Consider the following 17,412-nt stretch of genomic DNA (forward strand, 5'->3'; position numbering starts at 1 on the left):
GAGCTTTCCAGGCGGCGCTTCCGGTGCAGGGAAGAAGCATTGAACATGCGGCTGTTGGAGTGTGGTTTTCCTAAAAATTCTTGCCCGGTGCGGTCACCGCACTTACTGTTTTGGCGGTTGCGCGCTTAGCTCAGTGGTAGAGCATTACCTTCACACGGTAGGGGTCGCAGGTTCGAAACCTGCAGCGCGCACCATCCTCCGCCTCCACGAAATTCCCCCGCTGCTCCACATCAGAACTGATCTTCCTTCTCCTTGAACAGCACGTTGAACGTCGTCATCGATCCATAGCAGCGTGTTATATACTGCTGCATTTCGATCTTCTCGCCGTCAGTGAGTTTATCGTGCGCGTTGATTTTCTGTTCGAGCACGCGCAGTTGGTTCCTCATCCCAACGATCTTGTGGAAGAAGGTTTCCAGGGGCACTTCCTTGGTTTGCAGCGCGGGATCGGCGGGATGAAGCACGGCTTTGCCTCCGTGCCACCGCGCGCCCAGCTTGCCGATCTCGGCATCGGGCTTGTCAATGCCCAGGCGGGCGAGAGCCGATTCGAGCGTCTGTTCGATGAACTGTTTCAAGGGCACCGCCAACTCGCTCACGTTCGCCTGGGGTTCAGCAGGCATCAGGCCTGCGGGCTCGGGGGCGATCGTCCGTTTGCCGTCAGGAAAGTGAATTTCTGACGTTGCTTCGGAAATTGTTTTCACGACGCCAACGCCGTATTGCGGATGGCGGACGTTCATGCCGATGTGCAATGCCTCAATCTTCATGTCGTTCACTTTAGTCGGCCCCTGCGGGAACGGACAACCGGATTCCCAATGGATTGGCGGTGTGAGTGTTCCCGACAGGAATGGCTCAACCTTTTTTTGATCGCGGGTAACGAGATTTGCACGCGCTTTTCCGGTTGCGTTTGGAATCTGTCCTGATTAGCTCTGCGCATGCTCTCAAGGGTTTGTTCGGCGGCGGTAAATGGGATTGAGGCTTACCCGGTCGAAGTGGAGGTAAATGCGGGCTGGGGGGATACCAACATCATCATCGTGGGGTTGCCAGACACTGCTGTAAAGGAGTCGCGGGATCGGGTGACCACGGCGCTCAGCAATTCCGGGTTCAAATTTCCAATGGGACGCACGACCATCAACCTGGCGCCGGCTGATGTCAAAAAGGAGGGACCCAGCTTCGATCTGCCGATTGCCGTGGGGATGCTTGCCGCGAGCGAGCAGGTGGAAACGAAACAGCTCGACCACTTCGTGCTGGTTGGCGAGCTGGCGCTGACGGGCAGCGTGCGCGCGGTCAAGGGTGTGCTTCCGATTGCGCTGCGCGCGCGGGCGGAAGGGAAGACGGGCGTTTTGGTGCCGGTTGACAACGCTGCTGAAGCGGCAGTGGTAGCAGGTTTGCAGGTGATCCCAATCCAGAACCTCCGCGAGGCAGCGGCATTCCTGGAAGGCGACCTTCGCATTCCCCCGGTGCAGGTGGACATCCAGTCACTCTTCAATCATCCGCCCGACGATGAAATGGATTTCTCTGAGGTGAAGGGACAGGAGAACGTGAAGCGCGCGCTGGAAATCGCCGCTGCAGGCGGGCACAACTGTTTGTTGATTGGTCCGCCTGGCACGGGAAAGTCGATGCTGGCCAAGCGGCTCGCGACGATTCTTCCGCCGCTGACGCTCGACGAAGCCCTCGAGACGACGAAGATTCATAGCATCGTTGGCATGCTCAGCCCGGGCCAGGCGCTCGTCACTCGCCGCCCGTTTCGGTCGCCTCACCACACTGCCTCCGACGCAGGATTGCTGGGTGGGAACGTCAATCCGACACCGGGCGAGATATCACTTTCACACAACGGCGTTCTCTTTCTCGACGAGTTGCCGGAATTCAAGAGGAGCGTTCTGGAAACGATGCGGCAACCACTCGAGGAAGGCCGCGTCACGATTTCGCGCGCGGCTGGAACGATGACTTTTCCCAGCCAGTTCATGTTGATCGCGGCAATGAATCCAACCCCGGACGGCAAAATGCCGCACGAATCGCGCAGTTCGCCACGTGAAATTCAGAATTACCTCGGGCGCATTTCCGGGCCGTTGCTCGACCGCATCGATCTTCACATCGAAGTGCCGCAGGTAAAGTTCCAGGAAATCGCGGGGGCGGCGAATGGGGAGAGTTCGACGGCGATTCGCGACCGGGTAATTGAAGCGCGGCAGCGCCAGCAGGAACGCTTTCGCCGCAAGCCTCGGATCACCTGCAACGCCCGGATGGGCACGCGGGAGCTGAAGGAGTTCTGCGAGTTGGACGATGCCGGCAAGGCATTGTTGCAGTTTGCGATGGCGGACTTGAATCTCAGCGCGCGGGCGTATGACCGCATCCTGAAGGTTGCGCGCACGATCGCTGATCTCTCCGGGAGGGAAAGCCTGGCACCTGAGCACGTTTCCGAGGCAATCCAGTTTCGATCCCTGGACAGGCAGTTGTGGAGTTGAGGCCGTTTCTGCGACGACGGAGGTGATGGTGTAAAATGGATCCTAAACGACGAAGCCGGACCTCTTTTGGATCCGGCTTCGTGCTGTATCGGGACAGTTTATGGAAGGACCACGCGCAAGAACAGGTTGGTTGTCGTGATCGGAATCATGACGGGGTTCTGGGTTCCAACAACGTTCCAGATCCCGGATGATAGCAAGGGCGTGGACTGGAGTGTGCCGCCTGCTGGTGTCCACGAGACATTCAACGTGCTGCCGGATTTTGTTGCGGTGAGCAAGGGACGCGCGGCGATGACGGGTGCCTGCATGTAGCCGATCACGCCGTTGAGGAGGATTGAGGGATCGCCTGCAAGTGGATACGCGGCAGGATCGGCTCCTTCCATGTAGGTCACGCTGAAGTTTTCATCACCACCGGTTTGGGAGTGAATCGCCTCGAGGTAATATCGTTGGCCGTTTGTCATCCAGATTCCCTGGCCGTACGGCAGCGTCACACCGCCATCAGCCGTCCACGTATCGGAGTGTTTCAGGTTGGAATCGCCGCTGGTTGCGCTCAACCATGATCGCGCGGTGCTGAATCCTTCCTCGCGTGCAATCTCAACCTTGTTGCGTGGTTGATCATCAGGGCTGAGGAACAGGACCGCGGTGTCGTCGGAGGAGATGAAGAACGTGTAGTTCGTTGTGACGGGCGGAATGAAAAAACCCCGCACTCTCATTGAAGCGGAGGCGTATACTGCGGTGGGAAAATCGATTCCCGAAATGACGTCGTCTGTGTCGCTGCGGCCGAGGGCTCCCTTTTCAACGATGCCGGTGCCAACCCCGATGTTCCAAACCTCGCGTGCCAAGGAATTGGGAATGAGGGTGCCGATGCCCGAGACAGCAAGGTGAACGATGGAGCTGGTGAGCGCCAGTGATGTTCCAGGAGCTCGCACAACGCAGTCGAACTGAGCACCGTTGTCGCTGAGCGACGTCACGAACCCGAAGCTTCCTGCAGTGACTCCCGGCATATTCGTCATTGCTCCAGCCCCATTGCTTCTCCTCCACTGGTATGTGGATGGAACGATGCTGTCGTTTGTCGAATGAACAGTGAAATATACAGGCTGCCAGGCATGGGTTGATACGCTGACGGGGTTCGTCACAATTCCAAGCGCTGTCGCTGCGGGCACGGGCGTGCCGAGCGAGCTTCCTGTTAAGCGCGTTGCAGACCCGTTTGGCGGATCGTTTTCGCCAATGAACTTATAGGTGGCCGACACCACGTCGCCTCCGCCAACTTCGCGATGAACAATTTCCAGGTAATAGCGCAGGCCGGCCGTCAGGGGAATTCCTGCGCCGTAAATGCCGCCGTTGAATTGATCCGACCGTTTCAATGAGGCGTCGCCGCCGCCATTGGCTGTCAGCCATTGCCGCGCGCTGCTCCATACGTTTTCCTGCGCGATTAAATATTTGTTTGCCGGCTGCTCATCTGTGCTGATGAAAAGATCGCTGTCATCATCACAGGAAAGGAAAAAAACATAGTTTGTCGTTTCCGGCGGCACAAAGAATCCGCTGAGCCGCTGGACGTAGTTGTCGTCCCGCGCTTCACTGATGTCGAGGGTGTCGGTAAACAACGTGTAGTCGGGATCCGGAAAACCACCTGCGTTGGCACCGACGATCGGCCGCGTAATGCCACGGGTGGAGGAATTTGTCCAAAACTCCCTCCTCAAAATGCCGCTCGCGAAGGTTCCCTGGATCACATTCAGTGTCGCGTTTGCGCTATTCGTCGCGCCAACGCCCGGAATGGAGATGTCCACTGAAAAGAGCGCGTTGTTGTCCTGCACCAGCGCGATGGCGGTGTAGTTCGACGAGACCGCGCCTGTGATCGGCTGGCCGTTTTTTCTCCACTGGAACGCAGGGGTGATCTCGCTGTCGGTTTGAACGGAAACACGGAATGTATAAGGAAGCCCTTCAAAACGAACGGCGTCGCTCGGCTGGCTAGTGATGAGGAAGTTTGTGACCGGGCGCGTGATGTAGCTGATGAGGCTGCCTGTGAACGCCGATGGATCATTGTCCAACGGAAAACCCGCTTCCACATCAGTCGTTCGCGCGAACGTGGCCCCCAGGTGGTTGTTCGGATCGCCTCCCCAATGAATGGCTTCGATGTAATACCTGCTGCCCGCAACCATGGGAATTCCGGCCGCATGCGGCGGACCTTCGAGCGGCGGATTCAGCGGATCAGGAACCCATTGATCAGACCGCTTTTGTTGAGGAATGCTTCCATCACCGCCGGGCGTGATCCAGTTCCGCGGCAAACTGAACCCATCCTCCTGCGCGACCAGGACTTTGCCCGATGGCTGATCGTTTGTACTGACAAACAGTTGCGCTTCGTCATCGGCCGCAATGAAGAACACATAATTGGCAGTGGCTGGCGGCGTGAAGAAGCCGCTGACGCGCTCGCCGTACTGAGCACCCGCTGACGGAATTTCAAACGAAGTGAAAGTGTTCACCGCGTTTGGCGGGCCGACGTTTCCGAGTGCGATGACATTTGTCAGAAAATGGCCCGGGGCAGGCTGGGTCACGCTCGCAAACAGTTCCCGTTTCAGGCGCCCGCTCACAGTCAGTCCGCCGGTGGGAACCACTGTCAATGTGGCGACTCCAGAGGTGCGGACCAGTGTGGGTGTTCCGATCCCGGGAACTGCCACGACGCAACGGAATTTGGCGTTGTTGTCATTGGTCGATGCGATGATGGTGTAAAAGGAATTTGTGGCGAAGCTCACGTTTGTTGCGCCGGGAATATTCGCGTAATTCGTGACCCCGCCGCTCACGGTTCCGCGCTGCCATTGATAAGCAGGGGGAATCTGGCTGCTATAGATCGGCGCGGCGCGAAAAACCGCGGGTGTGCCCGCCACGACGGTCCTGCTTTGTGGCTGGCCTGCACTTGAGAATCCAGGAAGAGTGGGATTTGGAATGACGATTCCGATGATGAACTCTGGCGACCCGTTCATGAGTACCGTTTCCGTGCCATCCCCAATTCCAAATCCGTGGGGTATTGCTGTAACAGCCAAGGTGCCACCCCCGCCGCCGTTGTGATGAACGGCTTCCAGGTAATAGCGCGTCCCTGCGACCAGGTTGATTCCGCCGGCGTGCGGCGAGACGCCCAGTCCATTCGTCCAGGAGGCCGAGCTTTTCTGGGAAGCGATCCCGCCCGCCGCACCCGGGACAGTCCAGTTCAATGGCGGGCTCCAGGTGTTCTCCTGCGCGATCAGATACTTGTTCGTGGGATTATCATTGGTGCTGATATAAAGGTCGGTGTCATCGTCGGCGGCCAGATAGAAATCATACAGACCGCTGTTCGTCGGAATGATCAATCCCGAGAATCGCGCAGTATAGTTGGGTCGTTCATCAGCGGCGTTCCAGGCGCTATAAAAGTTCGTCGCCGCTGCAGTTGGCGGGTTGGTGGAGTTCACCTGGGCTCGGGTGGCGCCGGGGAAATACTCGCGTTTCACCGCCCCAGGCACAAACAACTGGGCGTCGGCCGGAAACGCAAGGTGCAGGACAGTGCAAAAAAGCAACAGCAGTCTGGTCGTGTTCATAAGTCTGTGAGAGACAACCGGATGCGAACAAGCCTGACGCTGGCAGCAAAGCCATCGCGAACGGAACAGGGATGCCAATATCATAGGTGATGTTACGAAGAGGTTGGGTTTCTTCTGTGGTTTGATGTCCTGTCCGGCTGATTGACGAAATGCATGCGCCAATCGAGGGCGGGCCGGGGCGGTGACGGACAGACTGTATCAAGTTCCTGCGGGCGGAATAGTCGCGAAAATGCATTACGGATCGTTTTGGAAGACCTGCAATTCGCTTCAGACTTGTTGTTGCGGACGGGATAATCGCCTGCGAAACAGGATTACGGCGTGGGCGGTAATACATTCCTACGACATGACAAGGTAATCAGAACGTATAGGATCCCTGCGTCCATCATTCCCTTAAAACTCATAAGCAACCCATAATCTACGCCAATCATATGAAACAAACCCGCATACTGGATGGAATAGGTCGGGCACTTGCCCTGGCCTGCCTCGCCGCCGGCGTCCTGCCTGCACAGGCTGCCCTGTTATCGTCAGAGTCATTCAATGTCGGTGCTGGCGGTTACACAACTGGCGACGTCGCCGGGCAAGCGTCAACGGATGCGTTCTATAGTGGTGGATGGTTCAAGGGGGACCCCACTCATGACGTGCAGATTGTTGGAACGGGTCTTAGTTATAATGGATTGCTCAGCAGCGGCGGCGCCCTGGCCACCGGTGCAGTCGGTCGCGGTGGGCGTAACCTCGCCACTCCCTGGGATAACAATACTGTGGGAACCTATTACATCAGTTTTCTGGCGAATTTCGGCGTCGGCGGCACGCACCACCGCGTTGTCGAAGCCTGGAACGCGCCTTCGCTCGCAGGGGCTGACGGAACTCGTTCACTGCAACTCGGTTACAGCACTTTTACAGGATTGGGAACGACGCTGTCCCTGAGCATCAACAATGGGTCGGACGGGGTCGATGAGTCGGATTTCGACAATAACGTCGAATTGGCGGCCGACGGGACCACGCACCTGTTCGTCTTGCGATATGACCTCGCCAATACAGCGGGAGGGGACACTGTGTATGGATACATGGATCCTGCGGACCTCAGCTTTGAACCCGGATCGGCAAATGTTCTAATGACAGGTTTTGACTTCGGGCTCGCAGCTTTCGGCAGCGTCGTCAATTTCGTGTTCGATGGCACTCCGACAGGCACGATTGATGAAATCCGATTTGGTGATACGTGGAATGATGTGTTGCCTGTGCCCGAACCCAGTTCGCTCGCGCTTCTTGTTCTCGGCGGCGTGGGTCTTGTGGCGGCTCGTCGCAAGCAAGCTTAGTTTTGCCTCAATACCAGCCCTCGTCTGCGTGCAGGCGGGGGCTTTTTTGTTTCCGTGCGCAGGGGTTTCAGGTAGGGGCGAAGCATGCCGCCCGATTCAGGGTGGCGCAAAAGTGCTGCGTTCGCGCAACCAGCGCAGGTCAGCGTAGCCGGACGCGGCGTCGGCTGGAGTTTGGACCGCGGTGGCTTTGAGAAGCCGGGGATCGCGCCATTTTTTGATTTCTGCGTGACCATCGGCATAGAGGATTCCACCTGCGTTGTTATGGTAGCTGGCAGGGACATCAACCCACGTAAACGCATTGGCACCAGTGGCACTTGCGGAAACCACGAACCACCCGTCGTTTATCGTGTTGTGATTCTCATCCAAAAAAACAAAGAGCTGGCTGGGGCTGATTCGGCCTCCGATATCACTCTGTTTTCGAAACACCCGCCCTGGGGCTGAAAGGCCTTGATTATGTGGCGGACTCGCAGGATTGAGCCAGGCGTTGGCGGACATGCTGCGCAGCGTCGGAGCCCCATTGCTCGCTTTTTTCGGATCGGCGGGACATTTATAGATCGCGAATGACTTGGTGTAATCCCAGAGCAACCCGCGCGTGATATAACTGGTGGTCACGGATTCGATCGGCGTCTGCATGTTCCCGTAGCACCAGTTTGGGGCGTCGGTGTTACCTGTTCCCGCCGTAGGGCAAATGTTATCGCGGTTGTCGCTCGAGTACATCATCCACGCCAATTGAAGCTGTCTCAGGTTGTTCATGCATTTGACGGCATGCGCCTTTTGCTTGGCCTTGGCGAGCGACGGCAGGAGCATTGCGGCGAGGATGGCGATGATTGCAATCACCACCAACAGCTCAATGAGCGTAAAGCCGTCCTGGCGGAAGCTATTCTGTCCAGACAGGTTTGTTTGTTTTGGTTTCATATGGCCGGGTTCAGATTCAGACCTGATTTTGAAGCGGGGCGGTTTTTCTAAAAACCTTGCGGTTATCCGCGCATTCTATTGGGTGCTGATGTTCAACAGAACAATAGCAGCTCATTAAGCGGCAAGGAATCGATTGTAATGAAAAATAATTACCGCTGGGCATGATAAAGGATGAGACTCGTTTTCGATTTTAAGCGCCTGGACGGTTGGCGCCTACTGCGCCGGGATGATGCGTGTATTTCGCGACGGCCTGGGAACGCGAACGGACGTGGAGTTTGTCGTAAATGCGCCGGATATACGTGTTCACTGTCGGCACGCGGATGTGCAGGGTGTCGGCGATTTCCTTGTACAGGTATCCGCGGGCGAGCAGTTCGAGAACTTCCTTTTCCCGGCCCGTTAATTCCTCGGTCTCAGGCATCGGCTGGCCGATGCGTTGATACGATTGAACCACCTTGCGCGCGATGTTGCTGGTCATTGGAGAGCCTCCCGCCTGCACATTGCGCAACGCAGAAAGCAATTCCTCCCTGGGGGTTTGCTTCAACAGGTAACCACTCGCACCCGCCATGAGCGCGTTGAAGATGTGATCGGAATCCTCATACACGGTCAGCATCACGAACTGCGCCTGCATCATGTCAGGCTTCAGGCGCCGAACGCATTCAATGCCGCTCATTCCTGGGAGATTGATGTCCATGAGCACAACGGCTGGTTTCTCATTCGGCAGCGTCGCAATCGCACTTTCCGCGCTTGCGTGAACGCCGACACAGGCGAAGCCTTCCGCTCCCCGGATCCAGTCAGAAAGAATTCCCCGGACGGACGCGTCATCTTCGACTATGGAAACCGCAATACTCATCGCAGTATTTATCGTATGCGGCCTGCGTTGGAGACATGACAAAATTGTAAATAGTTCTCATTACACCGCATTTGCTGGCTTCGGGATGGGCACAGTCAATTGTACCTGTGTCCCAAGGCCGGGCGCGCTTCGCAATTCACATGCCCCGCCCGTCTCGGCCAGCCTCCGTTGAATGTTCCCCAATCCGTTTCCACTGCTGATTCGGCCAGCCCCGTTCGTGGCGGGCGCTTCCCGATTGAATCCGCGGCCGTTGTCCTCGACTTCCCACGTGAACGCGTCTGCGGAAAGCGACAGCGTGATCCGCACTTCGCTGGCGCCTGAATGTTTCACCACATTGTGCAATGCCTCCTTGAATGCAAGGAACAGGTTGTGGCGGATCTCGGCTGTCAGCGCCAAGTGTGGCAATTGCAGAGGAACATCCAGCCGGCAGCGAACGCCAGCGACGCCCAGATAATCCTGCGCAAATTTGCCAAGATACGCGGCGAGACTGTCCAGGGTGTCGTGGCTAGGGTTGACGGCCCAAACAATTTCATCCATTGCGCGAGTCAACTCGCGTGCCGTGGTGTAGATCAGGTCCAGATTGCGGACGGCCGTTGAGTCCCCGTCCGAATGGCCATTGCGCGTGGCCGGGCTGAGTTGGCTTAACATTGTGATTCGAGTCAGGCTTGCGCCAAGGTCATCGTGTATGTCCCGCGCGATGCGCGATCGTTCGCGTTCAACGGAGCGCTGCCGTTCGAGGCGCTCAAGCTTGCGCCGCATGCGGCGCCTCGTGGCAAACCAGACTCCACCGCTCGCGGCACCCACGATGGCAAGGCCGATCACCGAACGAAACCACCCGGTCTGCCAGAAGAATGGCAGCACTTCGAAGGCAGCCTGCGCGCCGGCGTCGTTCCACACGCCATCGTTGTTGCACGCCGTCACGCGAAACGTGTAGCGGCCTGGCGGAATATAATTGTAAACGATCGAGCGCAGCGTGCCGTTTTCGTTCCAGGTGGTTTCCAGTCCCTCGAGCTTGCAGCGGAATCGCACTTTTTCTGGCGCAACAAAACTGAGGCCGGCATAACGGAATTCGAAGTGATGCTTTCCTGGCGCGATCTGGATCGGAGTCGCGGCCGTCAGATTGACGGTTTCCCCGTCAGTCAGCATTTCCTCAAACACCACAGGCGGCGGCAGTGTATTGATGCGAACGGCCTCGGGGTTGAATGTCACAAGGCCCTTCGTGGTTGGAAACCAAATATGTCCATCCGGCGTGCGGGATCCGGCGGGTTGAAGGCCTCCTGTGCATTCGAGCGTGGGCAGGCCGTCACTGAGTCCGAGATTCAGCACATCGAGGCTGTTGGTGATGCCATCCGCGCACGCGTTCACCTGGGCCTTGCTCACGCGCATGATACCGCCGTGTGAACTGAGCCAGAAGTAGCCTCGGCCGTCATCCTGCACATTGCAAATCACGCTATTGGCCAGCCCGTGCTGCCTGCCCACCGCGGTGAATTTGCCGTCCTTCAGGCGATTCAGTCCGCCGCCCGAGGTTCCGATCCACAAGACACTGTCCGAATCGAGGTGCAGGCATTGAATCGAATCGCTCGAAAGGCCGTGCTGCCGCCGATACAGGCGAACTTCCCCGTGCCGCAGCTGGCCGATGCCTCCGCTGGCCATTCCGAACCAGACAGTTCCGTCGAGATCTTCAACGACTGAGTTGACGTCGCGAAGATCCACTTCGCCTGCGCGGCGATACCAGATCGATTTTCCATTTCGGTGGCGCAGAAGGCCATACGCACCCCCGACCCACAGGCCTCCCGAGCGCGCAGGCAGAATCGCGAGCAATGGTCCGCCGGCATCGCTGAGTGGCACCGCCGTTCGAAACACAGTTCCGCTGCGCATCAGCAATCCGCCGAACCATGTGCCCGCCCATACCTGCCCGGAAATATCCTCACCCACGGACCACACGTAGGGATTGTCGAAGCCCGCGGTCACGCCGTAGTTGCTCCATTGATCGTCCTCATAGTGATACAAACCCGCGCCTTCGGTGCCGACCCAGAGTGCGCCGTCCGCTCCGCTCGTGACTGAAAGAACGGCGCTGCCTTGCCATTGATCGGGTGGAGTGACGGTACGAACCATTCCCTGGCGCACGAGAACGATCCCATTGTTCCCTGTGCCGACCCACAGATTTCCTTCGCGATCCTCGTGCAGTGCGGTGACCCAATCGCTCGGAAAGCCTGTGGCGCGATGAAGCTGCTGGTGATCGCCGCCAGGCCTCCCGAGATAAAGCCCCTTGTCCGAAGTGCCGGCGGCAAGGAGTCCTGCGCGTGTTTCCAACAGATTGTGAACGGGTGAACCCTCCCATGGAGCCGGGCCTAGGTCCTCGACGCCCGTCACTTGGCTCCATCGCCGCACCCGCAGGTCGCTGAGCAACCAAAGGTCGCCATTCCTGCTTGGACCAATTCCCTGCAGATAGCTGTTTGTCGTGACGACATCGGGTTCCACCAGCCGCACTGTTCCATCCTGAAGCACGGATAGAAATCCTTCGCGATCAATCGCGATCCCGCCGTTCTGAAGCGCAGCCATCTGCACGATCTTGGCGACGCTTCCTGCAAGAGGACTCAGGACGAGGCGGTCCCGGACACGGGCGATGAACCCAAGTTCGTTGAGCAGCCAGATGTCGCCGGCGGCATCGGCGGCAATCGTGTGGATCTTTCCGGCAAGCCATTCCGGGGGAGGGACAGCGTGGAAGATTCCATCCTTCATGCGGGTCACGTCGCCGCTTTCGTGGCCAATCCAGAGCGTTCCGTCCTCCGCTTCGAAAAGACTTGTGACGCGGCTGTTGCGCATCGCGGGCGTGTTGTTGTCGTGGAACACCGTGAATGAAACGCCGTCGAACCTTGCGAGTCCGCTGTAGGTGCCGACCCACAGATAGCCATCGCGGGTTTGTTGGATGGCGGAAACCTTGTTTTGCGGCAGGCCGTCCTCGGCGCGCCAGGAACGGAAAACAAAATGCGGGGATTCAGCTGCTGGCGAGGAAAAGGTGGCGAGCAGGGTTTCCACCATTGCGATCCCGGCTGCCAATGCTGTAGCCGCCCGGCGCATGGGCCTGGCGAGTTCACGGCGCAAAATCACGGGGTGACTGTGCCTGTCCCGAAACCGCGAGGCAAGCACCAGCGAACGAGGTTCGCATCCTGCCATGACTGGTTCCCGCACGATATCTCACAAGGGCTGCGGTCCTTCAGGAATGCGTTCTACGGCGCGCGAGGTGTGCGGAACAATCAGCACGATGGCAAGTTCTACGGGGCGAACAATCCGTTGAAAAAGAAGGTGTGCACGACTACTTTCGGTGCACATGGGTCTGGCAGATCGTTATTACATGCGGCAATCGTCCGGCGGCCTGAACTGGTCGGCGACAACGACGCTGCTGGTTGTGAACTGGATTATCTTCCTGTTGCAGGTCACAGCGTTGCCGCCGCGTTGGGCCTATTACCTTTACCTGAGCCCGGAGGGATTGGCTCACGGTTTCGTCTGGCAGTTGCTCACCTTTCAGTTCCTTCACGATCCCAACAACTGGCTCCACATCATTTTCAATTCGCTGGGCCTTTTCTTTATCGGTCGCGCCGTTGAATCGATGTTGGGAACACGGCGGTTCACCCACCTTTATCTTCTGAGCGGAATCGCGGGCGGTCTGCTTCAAATGCTGCTCGGCGTCTTCGTTCCGTCCAGGTTTGGCGGGCTGGTTGCCGGCGCGTCAGCTGGGTTGTCAGGTCTCATCGCCACCTTTGCCATGATGAACTGGTCGAACCGCTTCACGATGTTCCTGTATTTTTTTCCAGTCCCGATGACTGGCCGGATACTGCTCTGGATCAGCCTGGGTTTTGCGATTTTTGGCCTCGTCATGCCTTCTGGAAACGTGGCGCATGCGGCGCATTTGGGCGGACTGCTGTTGGGCGTCATCTGGGTGAAGGTGGGATGGCATCTCGACTACGTGGTTCCTCCGTGGGAACGGTGGATCGCGGGGTTGTCCCGGCTGAGTCCGTGGAACCGCCGCGAGCGAAAACGGCAGCTTGTGCGCGCAGCGATCATCCGCAATCCAAACTGGACCGCCATGAAGAATATCTCGGCGGAGATCCCTGAGGAGGAGTTCATCAGCAAGGAAGTTGATCCCATCCTCGATAAAATTTCGGCCCACGGAATCCAAAGCCTGACCGATCGCGAACGCGCCATTCTGGAGCGCGCGCGCAACAAAATGGCAAAGTGACGCGGGGGGCGTGCAGGTTTACACTGCCGCCGTTGATGCATTCGACCACTGCCGCCGTTATTGTCATCGCGCTGATCCTGTTGCGCCTGTCCACGGAGCAATGCCTCGCCTGGCTGAATCGGCGGCACGTGCGGCGCCATGCCGATGCGGTCCCGGAATCCTTTCGCGGGTTTATAGATTCTGCGACCTACGCGAAATCAGTTCGTTACACCCTCGCACGCAGCCGCTTTGCGCAACTGGAAGGTTTGTATGGGACCGCGGTTCTTCTGGTAATCCTGTTCAGTGGCGTGTTGCCGTGGGCGTTCCAGCTGGTTTCAACCGCCTGGGGAGAGTCGGCCTGGGCCATGGCTGCCTTCCTGTTCATTGTCGGGACTGGCCTGGCGATTCCCGACCTGCCCTTGGAATGGCTGGCGCAGTTTCGATTGGAATCGCGCTTTGGCTTCAACACGACGACGCAGGCGACCTGGTGGCTTGACCGGCTTAAAGGATTATTGCTGGCGGGGGTGCTGGGTTATCCGCTGCTTGTCCTGGTGCTAAAGATCGTGGACTGGACGGGCCCGAATTGGTGGCTTTGGGCGTGGGCGGTTATCCTCGGCTTTCAACTGGTGATGATGATCATCGCGCCCGTGCTGATCCTGCCGTTGTTTAACAGGTTCACGCCACTGCCCGAAGGAAGCCTGCGCGAGCGACTGCTAAAACTGGCGGATCGCACACGCTTTCGGGCGAAGAGCATTGAAGTGATGGATGGCAGCAAACGTTCCCGACATTCCAACGCATTCTTCACGGGCCTCGGCGGCTTCCGAAAAATTGTTTTATTCGACACTCTCATCCAGCAATTGTCGGAGCCCGAGCTCGAAGCCGTGCTGGCCCATGAGATTGGTCATTATCGCAGAAAGCATATTCCGCGGATGTTGATCGTGTCGGCCATCACGTCACTGGCCGGATTCTTCGTTGCGGGCTGGCTTGTAAGGCAGGCGTGGTTTTATCAGGCGTTCGGATTTGAGCCCGGCAACGCCGCCCCCGCGCTGCTGCTGTTTGCGCTGCTTTCCGGCGTCGTCACGTTTTGGTTTTCGCCGCTGATGCACGCGTGGTCGCGTCGTCACGAGTATGAGGCAGATGCATTTGCGCGCGAGGCGGTGGAAGGCCCGGATGCGCTGATTGGGACATTGCGCAAGTTGAATGAAAAGAATCTGAGCAACCTCACGCCGCATCCACTCTACAGCGGGTTCTATTATTCGCATCCAGCGTTGCTGGAACGCGAGCAGGCACTGCTTGCGAAACCGTAAGGGACATCGCGCTGCGAACCGTGGGGGGCGGGCTGATATGCAGGGACAGCGCAAGCGCACCGTGCGATTCCGCGGGACATTTGGGAGCTGGTCCGTGTGGCGCTTGACACCTGCGGCTGAAAAATCTAGGTAGGACAGGCGCTCTATGATTACTACCAAACTCCTCCCGCTGGCTTTGTGCCTTGTCGTTCCCGCCCTCGCCCCGGCAGCGACGCAGCTCACGGTTACCGCCGTCAACAAACTCCAGTTGTCCCGGCCCAGCCAGACGATCGAAGTTTCTGGACGCGATCTTACGCCGCTCGGCACCGACCTAACACGGATTCACGTGCGCGATGCTGCAGGTGGGGAATTGTTGGTTCAGGCTGTGGATTCCGACGGCGACACGTACCGCACACCCGACCAGCTGATCTTCCAAGCGGACTTCGCTCCCGGCGAATCTAAAACGTTCACGCTCACGCAAGGGAACAAGCACGTTTACAGCCTGCAACAGTTCAAGGCGTTTGGCCGATTCAACCGTGAACGCTTCGATGATTTCGCATGGGAAAATGACCGCATCGCGCATCGCACGTATGGAAAGGCGCTCGAAACCTGGGAGGGCGAACCGCTGTCGAGCAGCACGATCGACATTTGGTCGAAGCGCACCGGCAGGATGGTGTTGAACGATTGGTATCTCGCCGATGATTACCACACCGATCATGGAGACGGCGCGGATTTTTATTCGGCAGGCCTGAGTCGCGGCAACGGCGGCAGCGGCCTTTGGGCGGACGAACGGCTCTGGGTTTCGCGAAACTTCGTCAACTCGCGAGTGCTCGCGAACGGCCCGATCCGCGTCCTGTTCGAACTTGTTTATGAGCCATTCAACGTGAACGGCATCAGTGTCGCGGAGGTGAAACGCGTCTCCCTTGATGCGGGACAGCAGCTGGATCATTACGTCAGCACGTTCAAGCCGTTCACGCGTCCGAATCAGCCGGCAACGCTCACTGCGGCGGCAGGGTTGAAGAAGGTTTCCGGTGAGCAACTCGAGAACAACGCCGAGCGCGGATGGATCGTGAAATGGGAGCGCGTGGAGAAGAATGCCGGAAATCAAGGTCTCGCGGTGGTCGCAGATCCGGCATCCGTTGTTAAATCCGCAAGCGACAACCTGAATCAACTCTTGTTGCTCAAGGTGACTTCCACGAACACAGTCTCGTACTGGGCGGGTTTCTGTTGGGACCGCGCGGGCCATTTCACCACGCCCGATGCGTGGAAGAACTACGTGGAGGAATTCAGCCAGGGTCTCGCTTCCCCGATCGCGATCACTGTCAAGTAACCGCGATGCTCACGCGGTGTCGTCAGGCCTGAAGGGTGGCGCAAACCACGTTTGGCATGGGCAGATCGGACCCCGCGTGGACAGGCGCAGCGGCAGGGACTTTCACAGCGTGACTTCTGCCGTTCCTTGCAGGCGAGGCGGCTGGCCTGGGGAGGGTGCAGGTGCAGATGGTGCCGTTCTTGGCATTCGGCTCGATATTGAAAGTCGCGCCCACGGTGTTCGCGCGGTAATTCATGATGCGAAGACCCATGCGGTTTTTCTTTCCTTCCGGCAGGGAAAAGGGAAGGCCGTCGTTCTTGATCGTCAGCACCAGTTGATCGGGAACTTGGGCCGCGGAAATCCAGACTCGCGTGGCCTTGCCGTGCTTGACCGCATTGCTGATGGCTTCCTGCGCGATCTTGTAGAACTGCATCGTGGTGTTCGCGCTTAGAGGCGGGATCTCGCCCTTGATCACCAGCGAACAGGGAATGTTGAACATCTTCTCCACATTGGCCGCGAGGCATTTCAGCACTTCCGCAAGATCATCCCCCTGAACATCGAGTGAACTGAAGCGGCGGGCCAGATTGTGCGTGTGGTGGATGATTTGATCAACGAGATCCGCGACACGTTCGGCATCCTCTGCGGCGGGATGCTTCTCTTTGGTCAATCGTTGCTGAACCGCCTGGGCGAGCAGCAGCAGCCCTGTCAGTTTCTGACCGAGATCATCATGAATGTCAAAGCCGATGCGTCGACGTTCATTTTCCGCGATTTCAAGAAGCTCGGTTTCGAGGCGGCGGCGTTCCTCAAGCAGGCTCTGCAACCGCACGTTGGCCTCCTGCAGGTCCGCAGTCCGTTGTTCAACGCGAAGTTCCAACTCATCGTGCGCGCGCCGCAGTGCCGCTTCGCATTCGCGCTGAGCCTGTCGCATTTCAGCTTCGCGCAATTCCCGCTCGACCGCTGGAACAAGCCGGGCGAGGCGATCCTTCATGATATAATCGTGCGCGCCGGATTTCATCGCCGCGACGGCGGTTTCCTCCTCGATGTGGCCTGATACAATAATGAATGGGACGTCGACACCGCGCTGTTGGAGAAGTTTCAAAGCCTCTGTGGCGCTGAACATCGGCATGGAATGATCGGCCAGAATCACGTCCCAGCGCGATTCGTCCAGGGCAGCGGTCATTTCCTCCGACGTTGCCAGGCGGCGGCATTGAACGCGAAGCCCGCCTTTGGTGAGCGCGCGCTCGAGCAGGAACGCATCGGTTTCGGAATCTTCGATCAGCAAAACCCGCAGCAAGCGGCGGGAGGTTCGGGTGCCGTTTTCCTGAATCTTCTGTGCAATCATACGTGTTACTTCGCCACAGCGGAAACTTCGACCTAAGCGCGTTTATTTCCGAATGCTAGGAGCGATTATGGTGGGGATTACCCAAGTGCGTTATGGGGTTTTGACCCAGCACCGTGAACAATGTTCAAGTGTCGGAAGAGGAAGCTCGCCCGGCGTCTG

General features: G+C 58.0%; 11 protein-coding genes and 1 tRNA gene. 6 read left to right on the forward strand and 6 right to left on the reverse strand.

All coding sequences use genetic code 11. From position 1 onward, the window contains the following. Positions 1–119 precede the first annotated feature (119 nt). Positions 120–194 (forward strand) — tRNA-Val (locus VEH04_17925). 36 nt (positions 195–230) lie between these two features. On the opposite strand, the gene VEH04_17930 is transcribed toward VEH04_17925, so the two are convergent. Next, complete coding sequence (locus VEH04_17930) at positions 231–761, reverse strand: hypothetical protein (GenBank protein ID HYG24657.1); 531 nt, start codon at positions 759–761, stop codon at positions 231–233. A 168-nt stretch (positions 762–929) separates the two neighbouring features. Between VEH04_17930 and VEH04_17935 the strand changes: the two genes are divergently transcribed. Beyond that, entirely contained in the window at positions 930–2,456 is a 1,527-nt protein-coding gene (locus VEH04_17935; protein HYG24658.1) for a YifB family Mg chelatase-like AAA ATPase, read from the forward strand. A 98-nt stretch (positions 2,457–2,554) separates the two neighbouring features. Here the strand turns inward: VEH04_17935 and VEH04_17940 are convergent, their stop codons facing one another. Continuing rightward, complete coding sequence (locus VEH04_17940; protein HYG24659.1) at positions 2,555–6,019, reverse strand: hypothetical protein; 3,465 nt, start codon at positions 6,017–6,019, stop codon at positions 2,555–2,557. Positions 6,020–6,447: 428 nt separating this feature from the next. Between VEH04_17940 and VEH04_17945 the strand changes: the two genes are divergently transcribed. Beyond that, positions 6,448–7,332 (forward strand): PEP-CTERM sorting domain-containing protein, encoded by an 885-nt coding sequence (locus VEH04_17945; GenBank protein HYG24660.1) that lies wholly within the window; start codon positions 6,448–6,450, stop codon positions 7,330–7,332. A 96-nt stretch (positions 7,333–7,428) separates the two neighbouring features. Here VEH04_17945 and VEH04_17950 read toward each other — a convergent pair whose 3' ends face one another. From VEH04_17950 to VEH04_17960, 3 genes are all read right to left on the reverse strand, one after another. Further along, positions 7,429–8,247, reverse strand: a complete 819-nt coding sequence (locus VEH04_17950; protein HYG24661.1) for a prepilin-type N-terminal cleavage/methylation domain-containing protein — start codon at positions 8,245–8,247, stop codon at positions 7,429–7,431. A gap of 190 nt (positions 8,248–8,437) precedes the next feature. Continuing rightward, positions 8,438–9,097 carry a response regulator transcription factor gene (locus tag VEH04_17955; protein ID HYG24662.1) on the reverse strand — a complete coding sequence of 220 codons (660 nt, stop codon included), beginning with the start codon at positions 9,095–9,097 and terminating at the stop codon, positions 8,438–8,440. A gap of 60 nt (positions 9,098–9,157) precedes the next feature. Continuing rightward, the gene (locus VEH04_17960; GenBank protein ID HYG24663.1) at positions 9,158–12,178 is read right to left on the reverse strand and encodes a two-component regulator propeller domain-containing protein; all 3,021 of its coding nucleotides are present in this window, start codon (positions 12,176–12,178) and stop codon (positions 9,158–9,160) included. 250 nt (positions 12,179–12,428) lie between these two features. Between VEH04_17960 and VEH04_17965 the strand changes: the two genes are divergently transcribed. From VEH04_17965 to VEH04_17975, 3 genes are all read left to right on the forward strand, one after another. Next, positions 12,429–13,337 carry a rhomboid family intramembrane serine protease gene (locus VEH04_17965; protein ID HYG24664.1) on the forward strand — a complete coding sequence of 303 codons (909 nt, stop codon included), beginning with the start codon at positions 12,429–12,431 and terminating at the stop codon, positions 13,335–13,337. Positions 13,338–13,372: 35 nt separating this feature from the next. After that, positions 13,373–14,623 carry a M48 family metallopeptidase gene (locus tag VEH04_17970; protein ID HYG24665.1) on the forward strand — a complete coding sequence of 417 codons (1,251 nt, stop codon included), beginning with the start codon at positions 13,373–13,375 and terminating at the stop codon, positions 14,621–14,623. 145 nt (positions 14,624–14,768) lie between these two features. Then, positions 14,769–15,932 (forward strand): DUF4861 family protein, encoded by a 1,164-nt coding sequence (locus VEH04_17975; protein ID HYG24666.1) that lies wholly within the window; start codon positions 14,769–14,771, stop codon positions 15,930–15,932. 22 nt (positions 15,933–15,954) lie between these two features. On the opposite strand, the gene VEH04_17980 is transcribed toward VEH04_17975, so the two are convergent. Next, positions 15,955–17,253 carry a response regulator gene (locus VEH04_17980; protein HYG24667.1) on the reverse strand — a complete coding sequence of 433 codons (1,299 nt, stop codon included), beginning with the start codon at positions 17,251–17,253 and terminating at the stop codon, positions 15,955–15,957. Positions 17,254–17,412 lie beyond the last annotated feature (159 nt).

It is taken from the genome of Verrucomicrobiia bacterium, assembly GCA_035629175.1.
Taxonomy (GTDB): domain Bacteria; phylum Verrucomicrobiota; class Verrucomicrobiia; order Limisphaerales; family DASXHY01; genus DASXHY01.

Coding starts and splice junctions, on each gene's coding strand:
- VEH04_17950 (HYG24661.1), bottom strand. CDS start 8,247: ATGAAACCAAAACAAACAAACCTGTCTGGACAGAATAGCTTCCGCCAG.
- VEH04_17970 (HYG24665.1), top strand. CDS start 13,373: ATGCATTCGACCACTGCCGCCGTTATTGTCATCGCGCTGATCCTGTTG.
- VEH04_17940 (HYG24659.1), bottom strand. CDS start 6,019: ATGAACACGACCAGACTGCTGTTGCTTTTTTGCACTGTCCTGCACCTT.
- VEH04_17960 (HYG24663.1), bottom strand. CDS start 12,178: ATGCGCCGGGCGGCTACAGCATTGGCAGCCGGGATCGCAATGGTGGAA.
- VEH04_17935 (HYG24658.1), top strand. CDS start 930: ATGCTCTCAAGGGTTTGTTCGGCGGCGGTAAATGGGATTGAGGCTTAC.
- VEH04_17975 (HYG24666.1), top strand. CDS start 14,769: ATGATTACTACCAAACTCCTCCCGCTGGCTTTGTGCCTTGTCGTTCCC.
- VEH04_17965 (HYG24664.1), top strand. CDS start 12,429: ATGGGTCTGGCAGATCGTTATTACATGCGGCAATCGTCCGGCGGCCTG.
- VEH04_17930 (HYG24657.1), bottom strand. CDS start 761: ATGAAGATTGAGGCATTGCACATCGGCATGAACGTCCGCCATCCGCAA.
- VEH04_17955 (HYG24662.1), bottom strand. CDS start 9,097: ATGAGTATTGCGGTTTCCATAGTCGAAGATGACGCGTCCGTCCGGGGA.
- VEH04_17980 (HYG24667.1), bottom strand. CDS start 17,253: ATGATTGCACAGAAGATTCAGGAAAACGGCACCCGAACCTCCCGCCGC.
- VEH04_17945 (HYG24660.1), top strand. CDS start 6,448: ATGAAACAAACCCGCATACTGGATGGAATAGGTCGGGCACTTGCCCTG.